The sequence below is a fragment of the Ruegeria sp. CH5 genome (assembly GCF_056537025.1).
On sequence record NZ_JBQFQT010000001.1, the window covers coordinates 237,755 to 253,283 of the forward strand.

A 15,529-nucleotide genomic window follows, 5' to 3' on the forward strand; every position below is an offset into this window, starting at 1 on the left:
CTCACTTGTTGGCCCGGTTGGCGATCAGATCTTCGACGACGGACGGGTCGGCCAGGGTCGAGGTATCGCCCAGCGAGCCGAAGTCGTTCTCGGCGATCTTGCGCAGAATGCGGCGCATGATCTTGCCCGAACGGGTCTTGGGCAGGCCCGGAGCCCACTGGATCACGTCGGGGCTGGCGATCGGTCCGATTTCTGTCCGGACCCATGTGCGCAGCTCTTTCAGCAATTCATCCGAGGGCTCTCGGTCATTCATCAGGGTGACGTAGCAATAGATGCCTTGGCCCTTGATTTCATGGGGATAACCAACGACGGCCGCTTCGGCGACGGCGGCGTGTGCCACCAGCGCGCTTTCGACTTCGGCGGTGCCCATGCGGTGGCCCGAGACGTTGATGACGTCATCGACGCGGCCGGTGATCCAGTAATCGCCATCTTCGTCGCGGCGGCAGCCGTCACCGGTGAAGTAATACCCCTTGTAGTCTGAGAAATAGGTCTTCTCGAACCGCTCATGGTCGCCCCATACGGTGCGCATCTGGCCCGGCCAGCTGTCCTTGATGCACAGCACGCCTTCGACTCCGTTTCCGGTGATTTCGACACCCGACTGCGGATCCAGCACGACGGGTTGAACGCCAAAGAAGGGCTTCATCGCCGAGCCGGGCTTGGTCGCATGCGCGCCGGGCAGGGGGGTCATCATGTGGCCGCCGGTCTCGGTCTGCCACCAGGTGTCGACGATCGGGCATTTCCCCTTACCTACCACCTCATTGTACCAGTTCCAAGCCTCGGGGTTGATGGGCTCGCCCACCGTGCCGAGAGTTTTCAGGGAACTCAGGTCGCAATTTTCTACGAACTCGTTGCCCTGACCCATCAGCGCGCGGATCGCGGTGGGGGCGGTGTAGAACTGGTTGACCTTGTGCTTCTCGCAAACCTGCCAGAACCGCGAGGCGTCGGGATAGGTCGGCACGCCTTCGAACATCAGTGTGGTCGCGCCATTGGCCAGCGGGCCATAGACGATATAGCTGTGGCCGGTGACCCAGCCCACGTCCGCCGTACACCAGTAGATGTCGCCGTCATGATAGTCGAAGGTGATTTCGTGGGTCATCGCGGCATAAACCAGGTAGCCGCCGGTGGTGTGCACCACGCCTTTCGGCTGTCCGGTCGAGCCCGAGGTGTAAAGGATGAACAGCGGATCTTCGGCGTTCATCTCGGCCGGCGCACAATAATCGTCGGCCTCCAGCGCCATTTCGTTGTAGTCGAAGTCGCGCCCGTCGATCCAGGTCGTCTGGCCACCGGTGCGCTTGACCACCAGACACTTTACCGTGTCCTTGCAGTGCAGCAGGGCGGCGTCGGCGTTCGATTTCAGCGGAGTCTTGCGGCCGCCGCGCGGGGCCTCGTCGGCGGTGATGATGACCTTGGCCTCACAACCGTTGACCCGAGCGGCCAGCGCGTCGGGCGAGAAGCCGGCAAACACGATCGAGTGGATCGCGCCAATGCGGGCGCAGGCGAGCATGGCATAGGCTGCCTCGGGGATCATCGGCAGATAGATGACGACCCGGTCGCCTTTGCGCACGCCCATCGATTCCAGAATGTTCGCCATGCGGCAGGTGCGGCGGTGCAGCTCGGCATAGGTGATGTGCTGGGCTTCGTCGTTCGGATCATCCGGTTCCCAGATGATCGCGGTCTGATCGCCGCGGGTCTTCAGGTGACGGTCCAGGCAGTTGGCCGAGACGTTCAGCGTGCCGTCGGCATACCAGTTGATCTTGACCGAGCCGAAATCGTAGTTGACGTCCTTGACCTGGGTGTAGGGCTTGATCCAGTCGATCCGCTTGCCATGCTCACCCCAGAATTTCACGGGGTCGTTGACAGATGCCTCGTACATCTGGGTGTATTTTTCGGCATCGACATGAGCGCGAGCGACGGTTTCTGCGGATGGCGGAAATACCTTGGCTTCTGCCTGGGCAGCGGTGGTCATTCTGAGGCTCCTCCCTCTGACTGGACTTCAGGTGGACCGAGTTTGCCCAATTGATTGGCATTGTCGATCCGTTTCCTCCCCGGTCGGGATAATACGCCTTCGAGAAAAGAAAGAAATAAATTGCCGTAATCCTTGGATTTGTTTGTAAACAACTTTCCGTTTCTGGGGGCGTTTTGTAAATTCGTTAGGCTTGAGTTTGCGATAACATGATAAAAAACAATTATTTAAAGATCTAATGGTTGTTAACGGTCCAGAGCGACACCTTTTCTCCTGTGGGTCGACCGTGTCGGCGGGGCTTTCTGAGCCATGCAGAAATCAGCGCTTTCACGGGTGCACCATTCGGGCGGCGGGGCTTGGCACGTGTCGATGTTGGCGCTAGCTTGACTCGCAAGCGCCCCGGGAGGGGGTGCACCAATGGGAGAGATCATTATGAACAAGATGTTGAGCGGAGCGGCCATCGCCGCCCTTGGCGTTGCTTTTGTCACCGAGGCGGCTGCGACCGAGTGGAATGCCTCGGTCTGGGGCAAGCGCCGCGCCTTCACCGAACATGTTGAGAAACTGGCCGAACTGGTCAGCGAGAAAACCGATGGCGCGTTCACCATCAACGTCAGCTATGGCGGCCTTTCCAAGCCCAAGGAAAACCTGGACGGCATCGAAATCGGCGCCTTCGAGATGGCCCAGTTCTGCGCTGGTTACCATCGCGACAAGAACCGCGCGATCACCGTCCTGGAACTGCCGTTCCTGGGTGTGAACACACTGGATGAGGAAGTGGCCGTCAGCCACGCGGTCTACGATCACCCTGCGGTCAAGGAAGAGATGGCTCAGTGGAACGCTCGGATCCTCATGACCTCGCCGATGCCGCAGTACAATCTGGTCGGGACAGGCGAGCCGCGTGACGAACTGGCAGAGTTTGAAGGTATGCGCGTTCGTGCGACCGGGGGCCTTGGTCAGGCGTTCGAGGCCGTTGGTGCCGTTCCGACATCGGTTCCGGCGACCGAAGCCTATAATGCGATGCAGTCCGGTGTTGTGGACACCGTCGCATTTGCTCAGCACGCACACCTGTCTTTCGGCACCATCAATGAGGCCGACTGGTGGACCGCGAACCTGAACCCCGGCACGGTGAACTGCCCGGTGGTCGTGAACATCGACGCCTATGAAGCACTGCCGCCCGAGCACCGTGAGGCGCTGGACAGCTCGATCGACGAGGCGATTGACCACTACCTGACCAACTACGGTGAGCTGCTGAAAAAGTGGGATGGCGTGCTCGAAGAAAAGGGCGTTCAGAAAGTCATGATCGATGACTCGGTTCTGGACGAGTTCCGTGCCAAGGCGGCCGACCCGATCCGCGACCAGTGGATTGCTGACATGTCCGCCCAAGGCCTGCCGGCGCAGGATCTTTACGACCTGGTGCAGGCAACGCTGAAGCAGCAGCGCGGCGGCAACTGATAAAAAACAGCCGGGGGCTGAAACGCCCCCGGGATCATCTGGAACAGGGGACAACCGGATGGCAGGACACGCCACGGTATTGGAGGACGGCAGCCTCCTGAGCCGTCTCGACCGGCAATTGCTGCAACTTGAACGATTTCTGGCCCTTCTCAGCGGCATCGCCGTTTTCGGTTTGATGGTGTTGGCTGTTGTGTCCGTCAGCGGACGCAACGCGATCAACGCGCCATTGCCGGGCTATGTCGACTGGATCGAGCAGGTCATGCCTCTGATCGCGTTTCTTGGCATTTCCTATGTGCAGCGAGACGGCGGGCACATCCGCATGGACATCGTGATCGCACGGCTGCACGGGCGCGCAATGTGGTTGTTCGAGCTGATTTCGGTCGTACTGATCCTGGTCCTGATGTTGGCTTTGGTCTGGGGCAGCTGGTCCCATTTCGATCGATCGTTTGATTTCGGCGCACCGATGTGGAGCCGTGACAGCTCGATCGACATCGGTATTCCGATCTGGCCCGCCAAGCTGTTGGCGCCAGTTGCCTTCTCCGTTTTGTGTCTGCGGTTGTGTCTCCAGATCTGGGGGTATGGTCGGGCGTTCCTGTTGGGGCTGGAAACTCCGGTTGCGGTGCCGCTGATCCAGGACGCCGCCGCGCAGGCCGCGGCCGAAGCCGAGCAGTTTGAGAGGCAGGACTGACAAATGGACACGATTGAAATCGGCCTGTGGGTCACGGGCGGCCTGCTGGTTCTTGTCGTCGGGGGCATGCGCGTTGCGTTTGCCGCAGGCCTTGCAGGGCTGGTAGGGCTGGTCTGGATATTCTGGGCCAAATTCGGATACGACCCGGATCGGTTTGGTAAGGCTTTGACCGTTGCCGTCAAGACCGCGGGGCAGGTGCCGCATTCCAAAGTGGCCTCGCACACGCTCAGCCTGATCCCAACTTTCATCCTGATCGGATACCTGGCCTATTACGCGGGATTGACCCGGGCGTTGTTCGAAGCGGCCAAGCGCTGGGTCGCCTGGGTGCCGGGTGGTTTGGCGGTGTCCACGGTTTTCGCGACGGCCGGCTTTGCAGCCGTGTCAGGCGCGTCAGTGGCTACGTCGGCCGTCTTTGCCCGCATTGCCATCCCCGAGATGCTGGACGTCGGCTACAACAAAAGGTTTGCCGCAGGCGTCGTGGCCGCAGGCGGTACTTTGGCGTCGCTGATCCCACCTTCCGCGATCCTCGTGATCTACGCGATCATCGTCGAGCAGGACGTGGGCAAACTGCTGCTCGCCGGGTTCATCCCAGGTGCGTTTTCGGCGGTGATCTACGGACTGCTGATCATCGGCATCGCGGTTTTCTTCAAAAACGTGGGTCCGCCGGTACGGGGCTTTACCTGGAAACAGCGCTTTGCCGCGTTGCCCGGTGCGCTGCCGATCTTCGCGGTAATCCTGATCATCATCTGTTTTGTCTACAACCCATTTGGTGACAAGGCGTGGGGAACGCCGACCGAGGGCGGCGCAATCGGTGCATTCATCGTGTTCTGCTTTGCTCTGTTTCACGGCATGCGCTGGACCGAGCTGAAGTCGGCGTTGTTGGAAACCGCCAAGCTGACGGCGATGATCTTCTCGATCATCTGGGGTGTCTTGATCTACGTGCGCTTTCTGGGATTTGCCGACCTGCCTGGGGCGTTTTCGGATTGGATCACTTCCCTCCATATGTCACCCATGCTGATCCTGATCTGTATCCTGTTGGCTTATGCCGTGCTTGGCATGTTCATGGATGCAATCGGGATGCTACTGCTGACTCTGCCGGTGGTCTATCCTGCCGTCATGGCCCTGAACGGGGGCGAGGCGGTAAGCGCGGCCGAGAGCACATTTGGCATGTCGGGCCCTATGTGCGCGATCTGGTTTGGTATTCTGGTGGTCAAGATGGCCGAGTTCTGTCTGATCACGCCGCCAATCGGCCTGAACTGCTTCGTGGTCGCTGGCGTGCGCCCGGACCTGAGCGTTCAGGACGTGTTCAAGGGCGTGGCCCCGTTCTTCGTCGCTGATGCGGTGACAATTGCGCTGCTGGTCGCGTTTCCGGCGATCGTTCTGTATCTGCCATCGCTTGCCGGCTGAGGTTTTGGGCAATCCAGGCACGGGCTTTGATGCATGGCTCTGCCGCGCGCATAGAAAGTTCGGGCGGCACGAAGTCTCGGTCCATCAGTGGACCCAATACCTCAGTGTCGCAAAGACTGAACGGGGGCAGCGCCCCCATCCGGCCTAACGTCAAAACCGGGCGAAACGGCTCACTTTGCCCGCATGAGCATGCCAAACAGGTCGCGCGGATCGTCCGGGTCGGCCAGCATGTCCAGGGGCTCAAAAAACTCGGTTCCCTCGATCGCGCGTTTGACGTAGCGCAGGGCCGAAAAGTCCTCGATCGCGAAACCGACGCTGTCGAACAGAGTGATCTGCCGGTCGTCACGGCGACCTTCGGCCTGACCGGTGATGACCTGCCACATCTCGGTGACCGGGTGGTCAGGGTCCAGGGCCTGAATTTCACCTTCGATCCTAGTCTGCTCGGGGTATTCCACGAAGATGTCGGATCGTAGAAGAATATCGCGATGCAATTCGGTCTTGCCGGGGCAGTCGCCTCCGATCGCGTTGATGTGCACGCCCGGGCCGACCATGTTGTCGGTCAGGATGGTGGCGTATTTCTTGTCGGCGGTGCAGGTGGTGATGATCTGCGCGCCCTCGATCGCCTCTTCAGCCGAGCGGCACGAAACCACGTTCAACCCGGTCCCTTGCAGATTGGCCGCGCATTTCGCGGTGGCGGCGGGATCGATGTCGTAAAGGCGAACGGTATCAATCCCGCCCATGGCCTTGAAGGCCAGGCATTGGAATTCGGACTGCGCGCCATTGCCGATCATCGCCATCGTGGACGCATTCTTGGGGGCTAGGTACTTGCCGACCAGCGCCGAGGTTGCCGCGGTGCGCAGCGCCGTCAGCATCGTCATCTCGGTCAACAGGGTCGGATACCCGGTGTACACGTCCGCAAGCAGGCCGAACGCCGTGACGGTCTGCAGGCCCTCGGATGTGTTCTTGGGGTGGCCGTTCACATATTTGAACCCATAGGCCTCGCCGTCCGAGGTCGGCATCAGTTCGATCACGCCATGTGGGGAATGGGCCGGGATGCGCGGGGTCTTGTCAAAGCTCTCCCACCGTTTGAAGTCGTCCTCGATCTGGGCGGCGATCTCGGTGATCATTCTTTCGACACCGATGTGGTGAATCAGCCGCATCATGTTGTCGACGGATACGAAGGGAACAAGCGCCTTGTCGGAAGGTTGCATGGGGTCTCTCCTAGCGGCGTGACAGGTGGATGCCTGCGATCATGCAGCGCACCGACCCGCCGGCGGTTTCGATGGTGGGTACGGACAGCGGCAGGGGCGTCGCGCTGTCGTGGATGATGTCGATCTGATCCGGGCGCAGCGCGGCCAAAGCCCGGCTGGACAGCGCCAGAACCAGCCCGTCGCGGCCTGTCAGTTCGATGGCGTTACCGGCAAATTCGGCGATCTGGTCGTGGGTCAGGTCGATCACCGTGCGGCCGGATTCCTCGAGCCGCGCCCGAACGGTCGCGCGCCGCTCGGGGTCGGTGATCATGTCCAGACAGATCAGGGCGTAATGCGTGCCGATCCCCATCAGAACATTGGTGTGATAGACATCGCGGCCTTGCGCGTCGCGGGCCTCGAAGGCGATGGGCTCGTAGTTGAAATGGGTGCAGAACCGTTCCAGCAGCACCGGGTCGGCGCGGTTGGATTTGACGGTATAGGCAATGCGCCCGACGTGATCGAGCACCATCGCACCGGTGCCCTCCAGCGCGAGGTTGTCCTGCTCGAGCCCGGAATAGTCGATAACGTCCTGTACGCGATAGTCGCGTTTCAGCATCTCGATCACATCCATCCGTCGTTCGCGCCGGCGCGAGGGGACGAACATCGGATAGATCGCCACGTGTCCGCCCGGATGGGTCGAGAACCAGTTGTTCGGAAACACGCTGTCGGGCGTGTCGTTGTCACCCAAATCGTCGAACACATGCACGGTCACGCCGGCGTTGCGCAGCTGGGCGACCGCGCGGTCATGTTCGTCGCGGGCGGCGGCGGAGGTCGCCTCGGCCGAGCGGTTAGCCAGCGTCTGGAACGCATTGTCGTCACGGGTTTCGGGGTTCGAGGCAAAGGCATGCGGCCGGATCATGACCACGGCGGAAGGGGCCTGAAGGGAATGCATCAGAAGCTCCGGGTAATGCGGTCGAAGATGCGGCGCCCCAGCAGCGAGGCGGCCAGATCGACCATCAGTTTCGCGGTGCGGCCGCGTTCATCCAGAAAGGGGTTCAGCTCGACCAGGTCCAGCGAGCAGACAAGCCCGCTTTCGTGCAGCAGTTCCATGACCAGATGCGCCTCGCGTTCGGTGGCGCCGCCGGGAACGGTGGTGCCGACGGCCGGCGCGATGGCGGGGTCAAGGAAATCCACGTCCAGAGAGACATGCAGAATACCGTTCGCGGCACGGACGCGTTCCAGAAAGGCCATCAGCGGGGCTTTGATGCCGTGTTCGTCGATGCTGCGCATGTCGGCCAGCATGGCGCGGTCTTTCTCCAGCGCTGCGCGCTCGGCTGGATCGACCGAGCGCAGGCCGATCATGCCGACACGGTCCGTTGGTATCGGAGCATCCAAAGCGGGGAAAGCGTCGAACCCGGGCTGGCCGGTGAAATAGGCGACCGGCGTGCCATGCAGGTTGCCGCTGCCGGTGCTGTTGGGCGTGTGGAAATCGCTGTGCGCGTCCAGCCAAAGCACGAACAACGGGCGCCCGATCTGCTGCGCATGGGCGGCCATGCCAGAGACCGTGCCCATCGACAGGGCGTGGTCCCCGCCCATGAAGATCGGCAGACCCTGTTGGGCCGCCTGTTGCGCGACCCGTTTCAAAGCCCGCGTCCAACCTACGCATTCGGGTAGGGCAAAGAGGTGATCATGTTGCGGCATGTCGACAGTGTCCGGGCGGGTGTCGCCAAAGTCTGTGACCGTGTGCCCGAGGTCGGACAGCGCCTCGGCGATTCCGGCCACCCGGTACGCGTCGGGTCCCATTCGGCAACCCTGCCGCCGCTTGCCGACGTCCATGCCGGCACCAACGAGAATGACTGATTTGGTATCCATACGTTCATTTAGCGGTGCAATGCGGGTTGCGTGAAGGAGGCAAAATGCTCAAAATGAAATCTGAAAATCCAAAATGGAAACACGGAATGGACGATCTGGATAGCCGCTTGCTCAGCGCCCTTCACCGAGACGCTCGCGCGTCCCTGTCAGAGCTTGCAGAAGTGCTGGGTGTAACGCGGACGACCGTGCGCAGCCGGCTGCAGCGGCTCAAGCAATCGGGTGAGATTGTGGGCTTTACTGTCCTGACCCGTCGGGACGTCGCGCAAAGCCCGGTGCGCGGGTTGATGATGCTGGAAATCGAAGGGCGCGGGACCGAGCGCATCATGGCCCGGATCGCGGCGATGCGGCAGGTGCGGGCGGTGCATTCCACCAATGGCGGATGGGACCTGATCGCCGAGATCGGGACCGAGACGCTGGCCGAACTGGACGAGGTTCTGTTCCAGATCCGCCGCATCGAAGGTGTGACCCGCTCCGAGACCAATCTGCTTCTGTCCACCCGAAAAGGCCGCTTCTGAACCGCCCGCCATTCACCAGCGCGGCATAGCTTTGAATACCAAACGATTTGTGCAAGAGTTTTCCCGCAGGCTTGATCAAGCCCATGGGCAGGGAAATCAATATGAGCACAGCAGACCCAGGCGAAAACTCGCGGGCGGAAATCCTGATTGCCCGGGTGACCGGTCTGTTGGAGCAGCCGGTCGTCAGGCTTGCGATACCTGTGGTGATAACGCTGATCGCGTTGACGGTGCTGCACGACCTGTCGAGCCATGTGAAATGGTCGGACGTGCAATCTGACATTGCCGGAACGTCTTGGCGGGTGATGTTCCTTGCCGTGTTCTGGACGGCCTTCAGTTTTCTGTCTCTGTCCTTCTATGACGTCTTCGCCGTGCAGAGCGTGGCGGGGGGAACGGTCCCCCTTCGCATCGCGGCCATGGCCGGGGCCAGCGGCTATGCGGTGTCGAATTGCCTAGGGTTTTCGTACATCACGGGCACGGCGATCCGCTATAGGATCTATGCGTCGCTGGGGTTGGATCTGGGACGGGTCGCGGGCGTGATCGCCACATCATGGGTGGCATTCTGGATGGGTCTCATCCTGATCCTCGGCGGAATGATGACGCTTCATCCGGACGGGATCGCCCAAGCGCTGCCGATCAGTGGAACTCTTGAAACGGTCATCGGGGTTGCCCTGCTGGTCGGCCTGCTGGTTCTGTTTGTATGGCTGGCCAAAGGCGGGCGTCGGCTGGCCTTTGGCGGAGTGGGATTTGACCTGCCCGGAGGCAAGTTGGCCAGCCTTTTGACACTGGCCGCAATCGGGGATCTGTTCGGCGCGTCGATGGCTCTTTATGTTCTGATGCCCGACGATCTAGGCGTCGGTTATCCGTATTTCTTCACCATCTATATCTGCGCAATCGCAGTTGGGATTCTCAGCCATGCGCCGGGCGGAATCGGTGTGTTCGAAGCCACTTTGATCGCAGGGCTGGGGGCCTCGGGTCGGTCGGACGTGATTGCCGCCTTGCTGCTCTACCGGGTTGTCTACACGTTTTTGCCATTTGCCATCGCAAGCCTGTCGATCGCCGTCGCTTCGGCGCTGGCACACCGGCATCACATCAGCGGCGCGGCTACTTGGTTCTATCGGGCCGTCCGGCCAATCGTGCCGATGGTGGCTGCCGGTATCGCGGCAGTGGCCGGTGTGGTTCTTCTGGTGTCCGGCACCTTGCCTGCCAGCTCGACGAAGCTGGGGATCCTGCGCGAGTTTCTGCCCCTGTCCTTCGTCGAGGCATCGCATCTGGCCGGAAGCGCCATTGGCGTTCTGCTGCTGCTTGTGGCGCGGGGGCTGTACCGCAAGCTCTACCGGGCATGGATCGTTGCCATGATCCTGATGCTGGCCGGGTTCTTTGCGTCACTGGCCAAGGGGCTGGATACGCATGAGGCCATCGGAATGCTTGCAGCCATCGGTTTGTTGGCCCTGTTTCGGGGGGCTTTCTACCGGGTCAGCGGCGCATCCATCTTCCGACTGAACATTCCCTGGCTGGTCAGTCTGATCGCGTTGCTGGCGGTGATCTTCTGGATCGGGTTGTTCGCCTATTCCCATGTCGAATACGAAAATGCGTTGTGGTGGGAGTTTGCATGGAATGGCGATGCCTCGCGGTTCCTACGCTCCAGCATGGTGGTGGCGGTCATCGTCGGGGTGGTGGCCGTGAACTCGTTGTTCGGACGTACGATCCCCGCACGTCAACGCACCGAAATCCCTGCGGCGGTCGAACGTTTGTCGCTTGCCAGCGAAGACACCGAGGCGCAGATCAGCCTGACCGGCGACAAACAGTTCCTGATCGCGCCAGATGAAAGCGCCTTTCTGGCCTATGCCGATTCCGGCAACGCGTTGATCAGCAAGGGCGAGCCTGTCGGCGATGAGGCCGCCGGCCAGCAGCTGATTTGGCAGTTGCGCGAAATGGCCGATGCCGAAGGCAAGCTCTGCGCATTTTACAGCGTGTCCACCAAGTATCTGCCTACGTTTCTGGACCTCGGGCTGTCGATCCTCAAGATCGGTGAAGTCGCCCGCGTTCCGCTGAAGGACTTCACGCTGGACGGCAAATCCCGCAAGCGGTTCCGTCAGGCCCGGAACCGGGCCGAGCGTGAAGGATATGTCTTCGAGATCATTCCCAAAGAACAGCTAGCACCAGTCCTGCCCGAGCTGCGCCAGATCTCGGATCACTGGCTGGAAGGCAAGGCGGGCGCGGAAAAGGGTTTTGCCCTGGGCGGGTTCGACGAGCAGTATTTGTCCTATTTCGATCATGCGGTTCTGAAGAACGGCGAAACAGGCAAGATCGTGGCTTTTGCCAACCTGTTTCAGGGCGGCAACAAGTCGGAATTGTCGCTGGATCTGATGCGGTACGAGCCCGACTGCCCCAGCTTTGTCATGGACGCTCTGTTCGCCGAGATGATGAACTGGGGCGCCGGCCAAGGGTTTCATTGGTTCTCATTGGGGGCCGCGCCGTTTTCCGGGATCGAGAACCGGCAACTCGCCTCGCTCTGGAACCGGATCGGCGGCTTCGTGTACGAGCACGGCGAGCAGTTCTATCACTTCGAGGGTCTGCGCGCCTTCAAGCAGAAGTTCGACCCGGAGTGGAGCCCCAACTATCTTGCCAGCCCAGGCGGTCTGGCCGCGCCGCGCATCCTTTACGAGGTGAACATCCTGATCTCTGGAGGCCTGACGGGCCTGACGAAATAGCGCCTAGTTCAGACTCGCCCGTGTAGGGTCCTGCTGCAGCAGGTCACCCCAATCGGTGCGATAGGACATCTCGGCCAGTACGGTTTCCGGCAGGAATTCCTGGTTCTGACGGATCTGCCAGCCCCCGCCCAGCCCCTTGTAGACCGCGACCAGGTTCGACGACACCTGCTGGCGCGCCTCGATCAGGTTGGCTTGCGAGCGCAGAAGCGCGGTCTGCGTGTTCAGGACGCGGGAATAGTCGGCGATGCCGTCGCGATACTGGCTGACGGCGATGTCGGCGGCCTTGCGCGCTGCGTCGACGCTGCGTTGGTAGAACGTCACCTGTTTGCGCGCCTGGGCATAGGCGACCATGGCGCTTTCGACCTCGGAATAGGCGGTCAGCACGGTGTTCTGATAGTTGGCGATCAGCGCCTGATAGGCGGCGTCCTGCGCGCGCACGTTGTTCTTGATCCGCCCATAGTTCAGAACGTTCCAGACCACGCCGGCGCTGGCCAGACCTGTGGTGCTGTTCGAGCTGAACAGGTCGCGCCCGCCCGACGCCTGCAGGCCGATCGAGCCCGACAGGATGAACTGCGGATACAGGTCCGCCATGGCAATGCCCACCTGCGCCGATTGCGTGGCTGCAGCCAGTTCTGCGGCGCGAACGTCGGGGCGGCGGCGCAGCAGTTCGGCCGGAACGCCGACGGCGACGTTCGATCTTGCCGACGGAATCCGTCCAGACGTTCCCAGCAAACCGGCCATGCGCGACGGTGTCGTGCCCAGCAGAACCGCCAGCGCGTTCTTGGCCTGCTGCAAATCGCTTTCCAACGTCGGCACCAGCGCCTTGGTGTTGTTCAGCAGGGCGGTGGACTCCTGCACATCCAATTCCGTCGTCACGCCATTGGTGAACCTCAACTGCGTCAGATCGTTGGCTTCCTGCTGCAGCTTGATGTTCTCGCGCGCGACGGCCAGAGACTCCTGCAGCGCGCGGATGTTGATGTACAGCGCGGCCACATCGCCCGTCAGCGTCACCAGTGCGTCGTCATAGTTGGCGACCTGTAGCGCCAGGTTCGACCGCGCCGCCTGCACTCCGCGCCGCTGCGCCCCCCAGACGTCCAGTTCCCACTGGGCGTCAAATCCCACCTGTGAAGTCGAAAACTCGGTATCCAGCGGAATGATCCGGTTGATATCGGCAATGGGACCGAGGTTGTCGCTGATCCGGCGCCGCTCCAACGCGCCGCCCACGGCCTGAGATTGCGGATAGAGCTCGCCGAAGGCGATGCCCAGTTGCGCGCGGGCCTGCAACACGCGCGCGCCTGCGACCTGAAGGGTCAGGTTCTGGGCATAGGCCTCGGCCACCAGCTTGTTCAGGGTCGGATCATTGAAGCTCTGCCACCATTTGACCACGGGGGCGCTGCGCGACGTTAGCCCGCTGGCTTGGCTGGCGCTGGGGCTGTTGGCCTCCATCCACTGTTTCACGACCGGCGAGTTGGGGCGCACGAAATCCGGCCCGACCGGGGTGCAGGCAAACAGCAATGCGGCGCTCAGCGCGGTGCCGATCAACATGCGGCGGCGGTTTCGTGGCCTGCGCGGATGGTCCGGGTTCATGTGTGTCATGCTCAGATATCCAACGGTCGGATGAAGTTGGCGAAGGAATAGAGGCGGATGTTGATGCGGCGCAAAAACTCGAAGCTTTTGCCTTGTCCCGTGTAGATGGCCACGGCCGCGTGCCCGCCAGCGGGGAAGGTATGCCCTTCAGGGACGTCGACCGAAATCTGCACCGCGATGCGCCCGGGAATTTTGGGCAGCTCGAACCCCGGCAGGCGGCCGGAGGGCAGGTATTGCCCCTGCCGGGTGGCCCACCAGATGGCCTCGACCTTGCCGGGCAGAATTTCACCCGGATAGAGGTCCAGCGCGACTTCGACGGGCTGACCGGGTTCGACGAATTTCAGGTTCTGCTGACGGTATGTGGCCAGGATATAGGGCGAATCCTCGGTCACGAAGCTGGCGATGGCCCCAAGGCGGATATCACCCACCACAAGGCCGGGACGGGCCTGTTGCGAGACGATCATACCGTTTTCAGGAGCGTAGATCGTTGTATTGTCGAGGAAATACTGCGCTTCGGCCAGCTGCGCCTTGGCCTGAAGGATACCGGTGTTCACTCCGTCGATCTGTGACTCCTGCGCAAGTTGCGCTTTTCTAAGATTGGCCTCAGCCTGTTTGACCGCAGCCTGATCTTCGGTCACTTGTTCGTTCCAGCGGTCCAGTTCGTCCTGACGCGCGCCCCCGGCAGGCACCAGGTTTTCATAGCGCGCCTTCTGCGTCATCGCATAGGCCAGCTGGGCATTGGCGCGCTCCACCGCCTCGGTCGAGGCGATCACGTCCTGTTCGAGGATCTTGGCGTTTTGCTCGGCAGCCACCAGTTGCGCTTGCGCGTTCTCGACGGCCAGCTTGAACACCGTGTCATCGAACCGGTACAGCGGATCGCCCTCGGTGATGGGCGTGTTGGGTTCGACCAAGACCTCGGTCAGGATGGTCGGTTGGGTCAGTTTCGGGACGATCTGGATGGTGGACCGCACCACGTGGCTGTCGATTGAGAAGGGTTGGAAGAACCGCAGCGCGACCAAGAAGATCAGCAGCAGATGGGCGCCAACCCAGAACGACACGATCCCCCAGACAATGTTGAACTTGAGCCATTGTGCTTTGAAGAAAATGAACCAGACAAAAATGATGTAGAAAAGCGTGATGCCGAGGGCGACGAACATTGTGGTGGATTTCCTTCGGCGTCAGGTTTTCTGTGGGTCGTCTGCAGCAGGGGCCCGGTACTCGTCCTTGACCTGCCCGCCAAGGCGCTCGATCTCCTTGCGGATCGCTTCGCGCTCGCCCTCGGGCAAGCGGCGGATGTCCACGGTCATGCCATCATGGTAGGCCCAGATAAAGGCGTGCACCCATGGGATGATCGCCAGAAACCCCATCCATCCCATCAGCTTGACGGCTTCGGCATGGGGGTGGTTCCGCTTGATTGCGATGCGGCCGGGCAGGCCCATGATGAACAGAAACAAGGCCATGACCGCCGCCAGCAGCAAGATCAGCGCGACGAATGTCAGGTAGTCATAATAGCCCAGCGGCTGCCCCAGTAGTCCCATCGTCGCGCCTCCTGTCTGGACGGTTGCCCCATCCTCAGTTGTTGGTGTCCAGTTCGTCAATCAATTTGTAGCTGGTCGGCGGGTCGGCGCAGATGCCCGGACCGCATTCCAACAGCGTCGAACCGGCGTTCAGCACCGCAAGACCCAGCATGATGAAGAACGCAACCTTTGCCAATGTGCTGCCGCCAAAGCGTGGTTCCGCGCGCGTGTCCGAGACATACTGTTTCTCGAACATCAGCATGATGGCGGTGCCCAACAGGATCAGGAAAAAGCAGATGGCAGCCCAAGTATAGTAGTGCAGGCCCAACACAGGAGAGCCATAGTGCCCGGTTCCCGGCACGATGTGCAGAAGGATCTGCCGCACCGACACGCTGCCGCCGTAGAGGGCCGCAATCAGCATGATCGCATAGTGTTGGGGCCGCGGGCCATAAAGCAGGTTCAGGCCCAGACCAACACCAACCGCAACGAAGCCAACTCGCTGCAACAGGCAGAGCGGGCAGGGCAGTTCGTACAGCTTGAGCTGGTAGACATAGGCCAGCAGCAGAACAAGGCTGACGGCCAGCATTCCTAGGGCATTCAGAGTACGGGACAGTTCAGGTGTCATGATCG

General features: G+C 61.2%; 13 protein-coding genes. 5 read left to right on the forward strand and 8 right to left on the reverse strand.

Annotated features, from left to right (window positions below):
- Nucleotide 1 precedes the first annotated feature (1 nt).
- On the reverse strand, nt 2–1,966 hold the full coding sequence (acs, locus tag ACR0JC_RS01150; protein WP_480763018.1) for an acetate--CoA ligase: 1,965 nt from the start codon (nt 1,964–1,966) through the stop codon (nt 2–4).
- A 429-nt stretch (nt 1,967–2,395) separates the two neighbouring features.
- Here acs and ACR0JC_RS01155 point away from each other — a divergent pair, with 429 nt between their 5' ends.
- The 3 genes from ACR0JC_RS01155 to ACR0JC_RS01165 are packed head-to-tail and all read left to right on the forward strand — an operon-like array spanning nt 2,396 to nt 5,507.
- Nucleotides 2,396–3,412 carry a C4-dicarboxylate TRAP transporter substrate-binding protein gene (locus ACR0JC_RS01155; protein WP_170340073.1) on the forward strand — a complete coding sequence of 339 codons (1,017 nt, stop codon included), beginning with the start codon at nt 2,396–2,398 and terminating at the stop codon, nt 3,410–3,412.
- Between the two features lie 58 nt (nt 3,413–3,470).
- Entirely contained in the window at nt 3,471–4,100 is a 630-nt protein-coding gene (locus ACR0JC_RS01160; RefSeq protein WP_170339581.1) for a TRAP transporter small permease subunit, read from the forward strand.
- A gap of 3 nt (nt 4,101–4,103) precedes the next feature.
- On the forward strand, nt 4,104–5,507 hold the full coding sequence (locus ACR0JC_RS01165) for a TRAP transporter large permease (protein WP_480763021.1): 1,404 nt from the start codon (nt 4,104–4,106) through the stop codon (nt 5,505–5,507).
- Nucleotides 5,508–5,677: 170 nt separating this feature from the next.
- Here the strand turns inward: ACR0JC_RS01165 and ACR0JC_RS01170 are convergent, their stop codons facing one another.
- Genes ACR0JC_RS01170 through rocF form a run of 3 tightly spaced genes read right to left on the reverse strand, consistent with a single transcriptional unit; the run spans nt 5,678 to nt 8,569 of the window.
- Nucleotides 5,678–6,718: an ornithine cyclodeaminase gene (locus tag ACR0JC_RS01170; RefSeq protein WP_170339577.1), complete on the reverse strand. Its 1,041-nt coding sequence runs from the start codon at nt 6,716–6,718 to the stop codon at nt 5,678–5,680.
- A gap of 10 nt (nt 6,719–6,728) precedes the next feature.
- Nucleotides 6,729–7,649 (reverse strand): citrulline utilization hydrolase CtlX, encoded by a 921-nt coding sequence (gene ctlX, locus ACR0JC_RS01175; RefSeq protein WP_170339575.1) that lies wholly within the window; start codon nt 7,647–7,649, stop codon nt 6,729–6,731.
- Nucleotides 7,649–8,569: an arginase gene (gene rocF / locus ACR0JC_RS01180; RefSeq protein ID WP_170339573.1), complete on the reverse strand. Its 921-nt coding sequence runs from the start codon at nt 8,567–8,569 to the stop codon at nt 7,649–7,651. Before rocF ends, ctlX begins: the two co-directional genes overlap by 1 nt.
- An 86-nt stretch (nt 8,570–8,655) precedes the next feature.
- Here rocF and ACR0JC_RS01185 point away from each other — a divergent pair, with 86 nt between their 5' ends.
- On the forward strand, nt 8,656–9,084 hold the full coding sequence (locus ACR0JC_RS01185) for an Lrp/AsnC family transcriptional regulator (RefSeq protein WP_093961837.1): 429 nt from the start codon (nt 8,656–8,658) through the stop codon (nt 9,082–9,084).
- 101 nt (nt 9,085–9,185) lie between these two features.
- A complete protein-coding gene (mprF, locus tag ACR0JC_RS01190; RefSeq protein WP_170339570.1) occupies nt 9,186–11,795 on the forward strand; it encodes a bifunctional lysylphosphatidylglycerol flippase/synthetase MprF in 2,610 nt (869 codons plus the stop codon).
- A gap of 3 nt (nt 11,796–11,798) precedes the next feature.
- On the opposite strand, the gene ACR0JC_RS01195 is transcribed toward mprF, so the two are convergent.
- The 4 genes from ACR0JC_RS01195 to ACR0JC_RS01210 are packed head-to-tail and all read right to left on the reverse strand — an operon-like array spanning nt 11,799 to nt 15,524.
- Nucleotides 11,799–13,391: an efflux transporter outer membrane subunit gene (locus ACR0JC_RS01195; protein ID WP_170339569.1), complete on the reverse strand. Its 1,593-nt coding sequence runs from the start codon at nt 13,389–13,391 to the stop codon at nt 11,799–11,801.
- A gap of 2 nt (nt 13,392–13,393) precedes the next feature.
- Nucleotides 13,394–14,539: an HlyD family secretion protein gene (locus ACR0JC_RS01200; RefSeq protein ID WP_170339567.1), complete on the reverse strand. Its 1,146-nt coding sequence runs from the start codon at nt 14,537–14,539 to the stop codon at nt 13,394–13,396.
- Nucleotides 14,540–14,560: 21 nt separating this feature from the next.
- Nucleotides 14,561–14,920, reverse strand: coding sequence for a DUF3302 domain-containing protein (locus tag ACR0JC_RS01205; RefSeq protein WP_093961840.1), 360 nt, complete (start codon nt 14,918–14,920; stop codon nt 14,561–14,563).
- 34 nt (nt 14,921–14,954) lie between these two features.
- Entirely contained in the window at nt 14,955–15,524 is a 570-nt protein-coding gene (locus ACR0JC_RS01210; protein WP_170339003.1) for a disulfide bond formation protein B, read from the reverse strand.
- Nucleotides 15,525–15,529: the final 5 nt, after the last annotated feature.

Excerpts from the sequence above, each read along its gene's own strand:
- ACR0JC_RS01205 (WP_093961840.1), bottom strand. The coding sequence starts at position 14,920 with ATGGGACTACTGGGGCAGCCGCTGGGCTATTATGACTACCTGACATTC.
- ACR0JC_RS01210 (WP_170339003.1), bottom strand. The coding sequence starts at position 15,524 with ATGACACCTGAACTGTCCCGTACTCTGAATGCCCTAGGAATGCTGGCC.
- rocF (WP_170339573.1), bottom strand. The coding sequence starts at position 8,569 with ATGGATACCAAATCAGTCATTCTCGTTGGTGCCGGCATGGACGTCGGC.
- mprF (WP_170339570.1), top strand. The coding sequence starts at position 9,186 with ATGAGCACAGCAGACCCAGGCGAAAACTCGCGGGCGGAAATCCTGATT.
- acs (WP_480763018.1), bottom strand. The coding sequence starts at position 1,966 with ATGACCACCGCTGCCCAGGCAGAAGCCAAGGTATTTCCGCCATCCGCA.
- ACR0JC_RS01170 (WP_170339577.1), bottom strand. The coding sequence starts at position 6,718 with ATGCAACCTTCCGACAAGGCGCTTGTTCCCTTCGTATCCGTCGACAAC.
- ctlX (WP_170339575.1), bottom strand. The coding sequence starts at position 7,649 with ATGCATTCCCTTCAGGCCCCTTCCGCCGTGGTCATGATCCGGCCGCAT.
- ACR0JC_RS01155 (WP_170340073.1), top strand. The coding sequence starts at position 2,396 with ATGAACAAGATGTTGAGCGGAGCGGCCATCGCCGCCCTTGGCGTTGCT.
- ACR0JC_RS01160 (WP_170339581.1), top strand. The coding sequence starts at position 3,471 with ATGGCAGGACACGCCACGGTATTGGAGGACGGCAGCCTCCTGAGCCGT.
- ACR0JC_RS01185 (WP_093961837.1), top strand. The coding sequence starts at position 8,656 with ATGGACGATCTGGATAGCCGCTTGCTCAGCGCCCTTCACCGAGACGCT.
- ACR0JC_RS01200 (WP_170339567.1), bottom strand. The coding sequence starts at position 14,539 with ATGTTCGTCGCCCTCGGCATCACGCTTTTCTACATCATTTTTGTCTGG.
- ACR0JC_RS01195 (WP_170339569.1), bottom strand. The coding sequence starts at position 13,391 with ATGACACACATGAACCCGGACCATCCGCGCAGGCCACGAAACCGCCGC.
- ACR0JC_RS01165 (WP_480763021.1), top strand. The coding sequence starts at position 4,104 with ATGGACACGATTGAAATCGGCCTGTGGGTCACGGGCGGCCTGCTGGTT.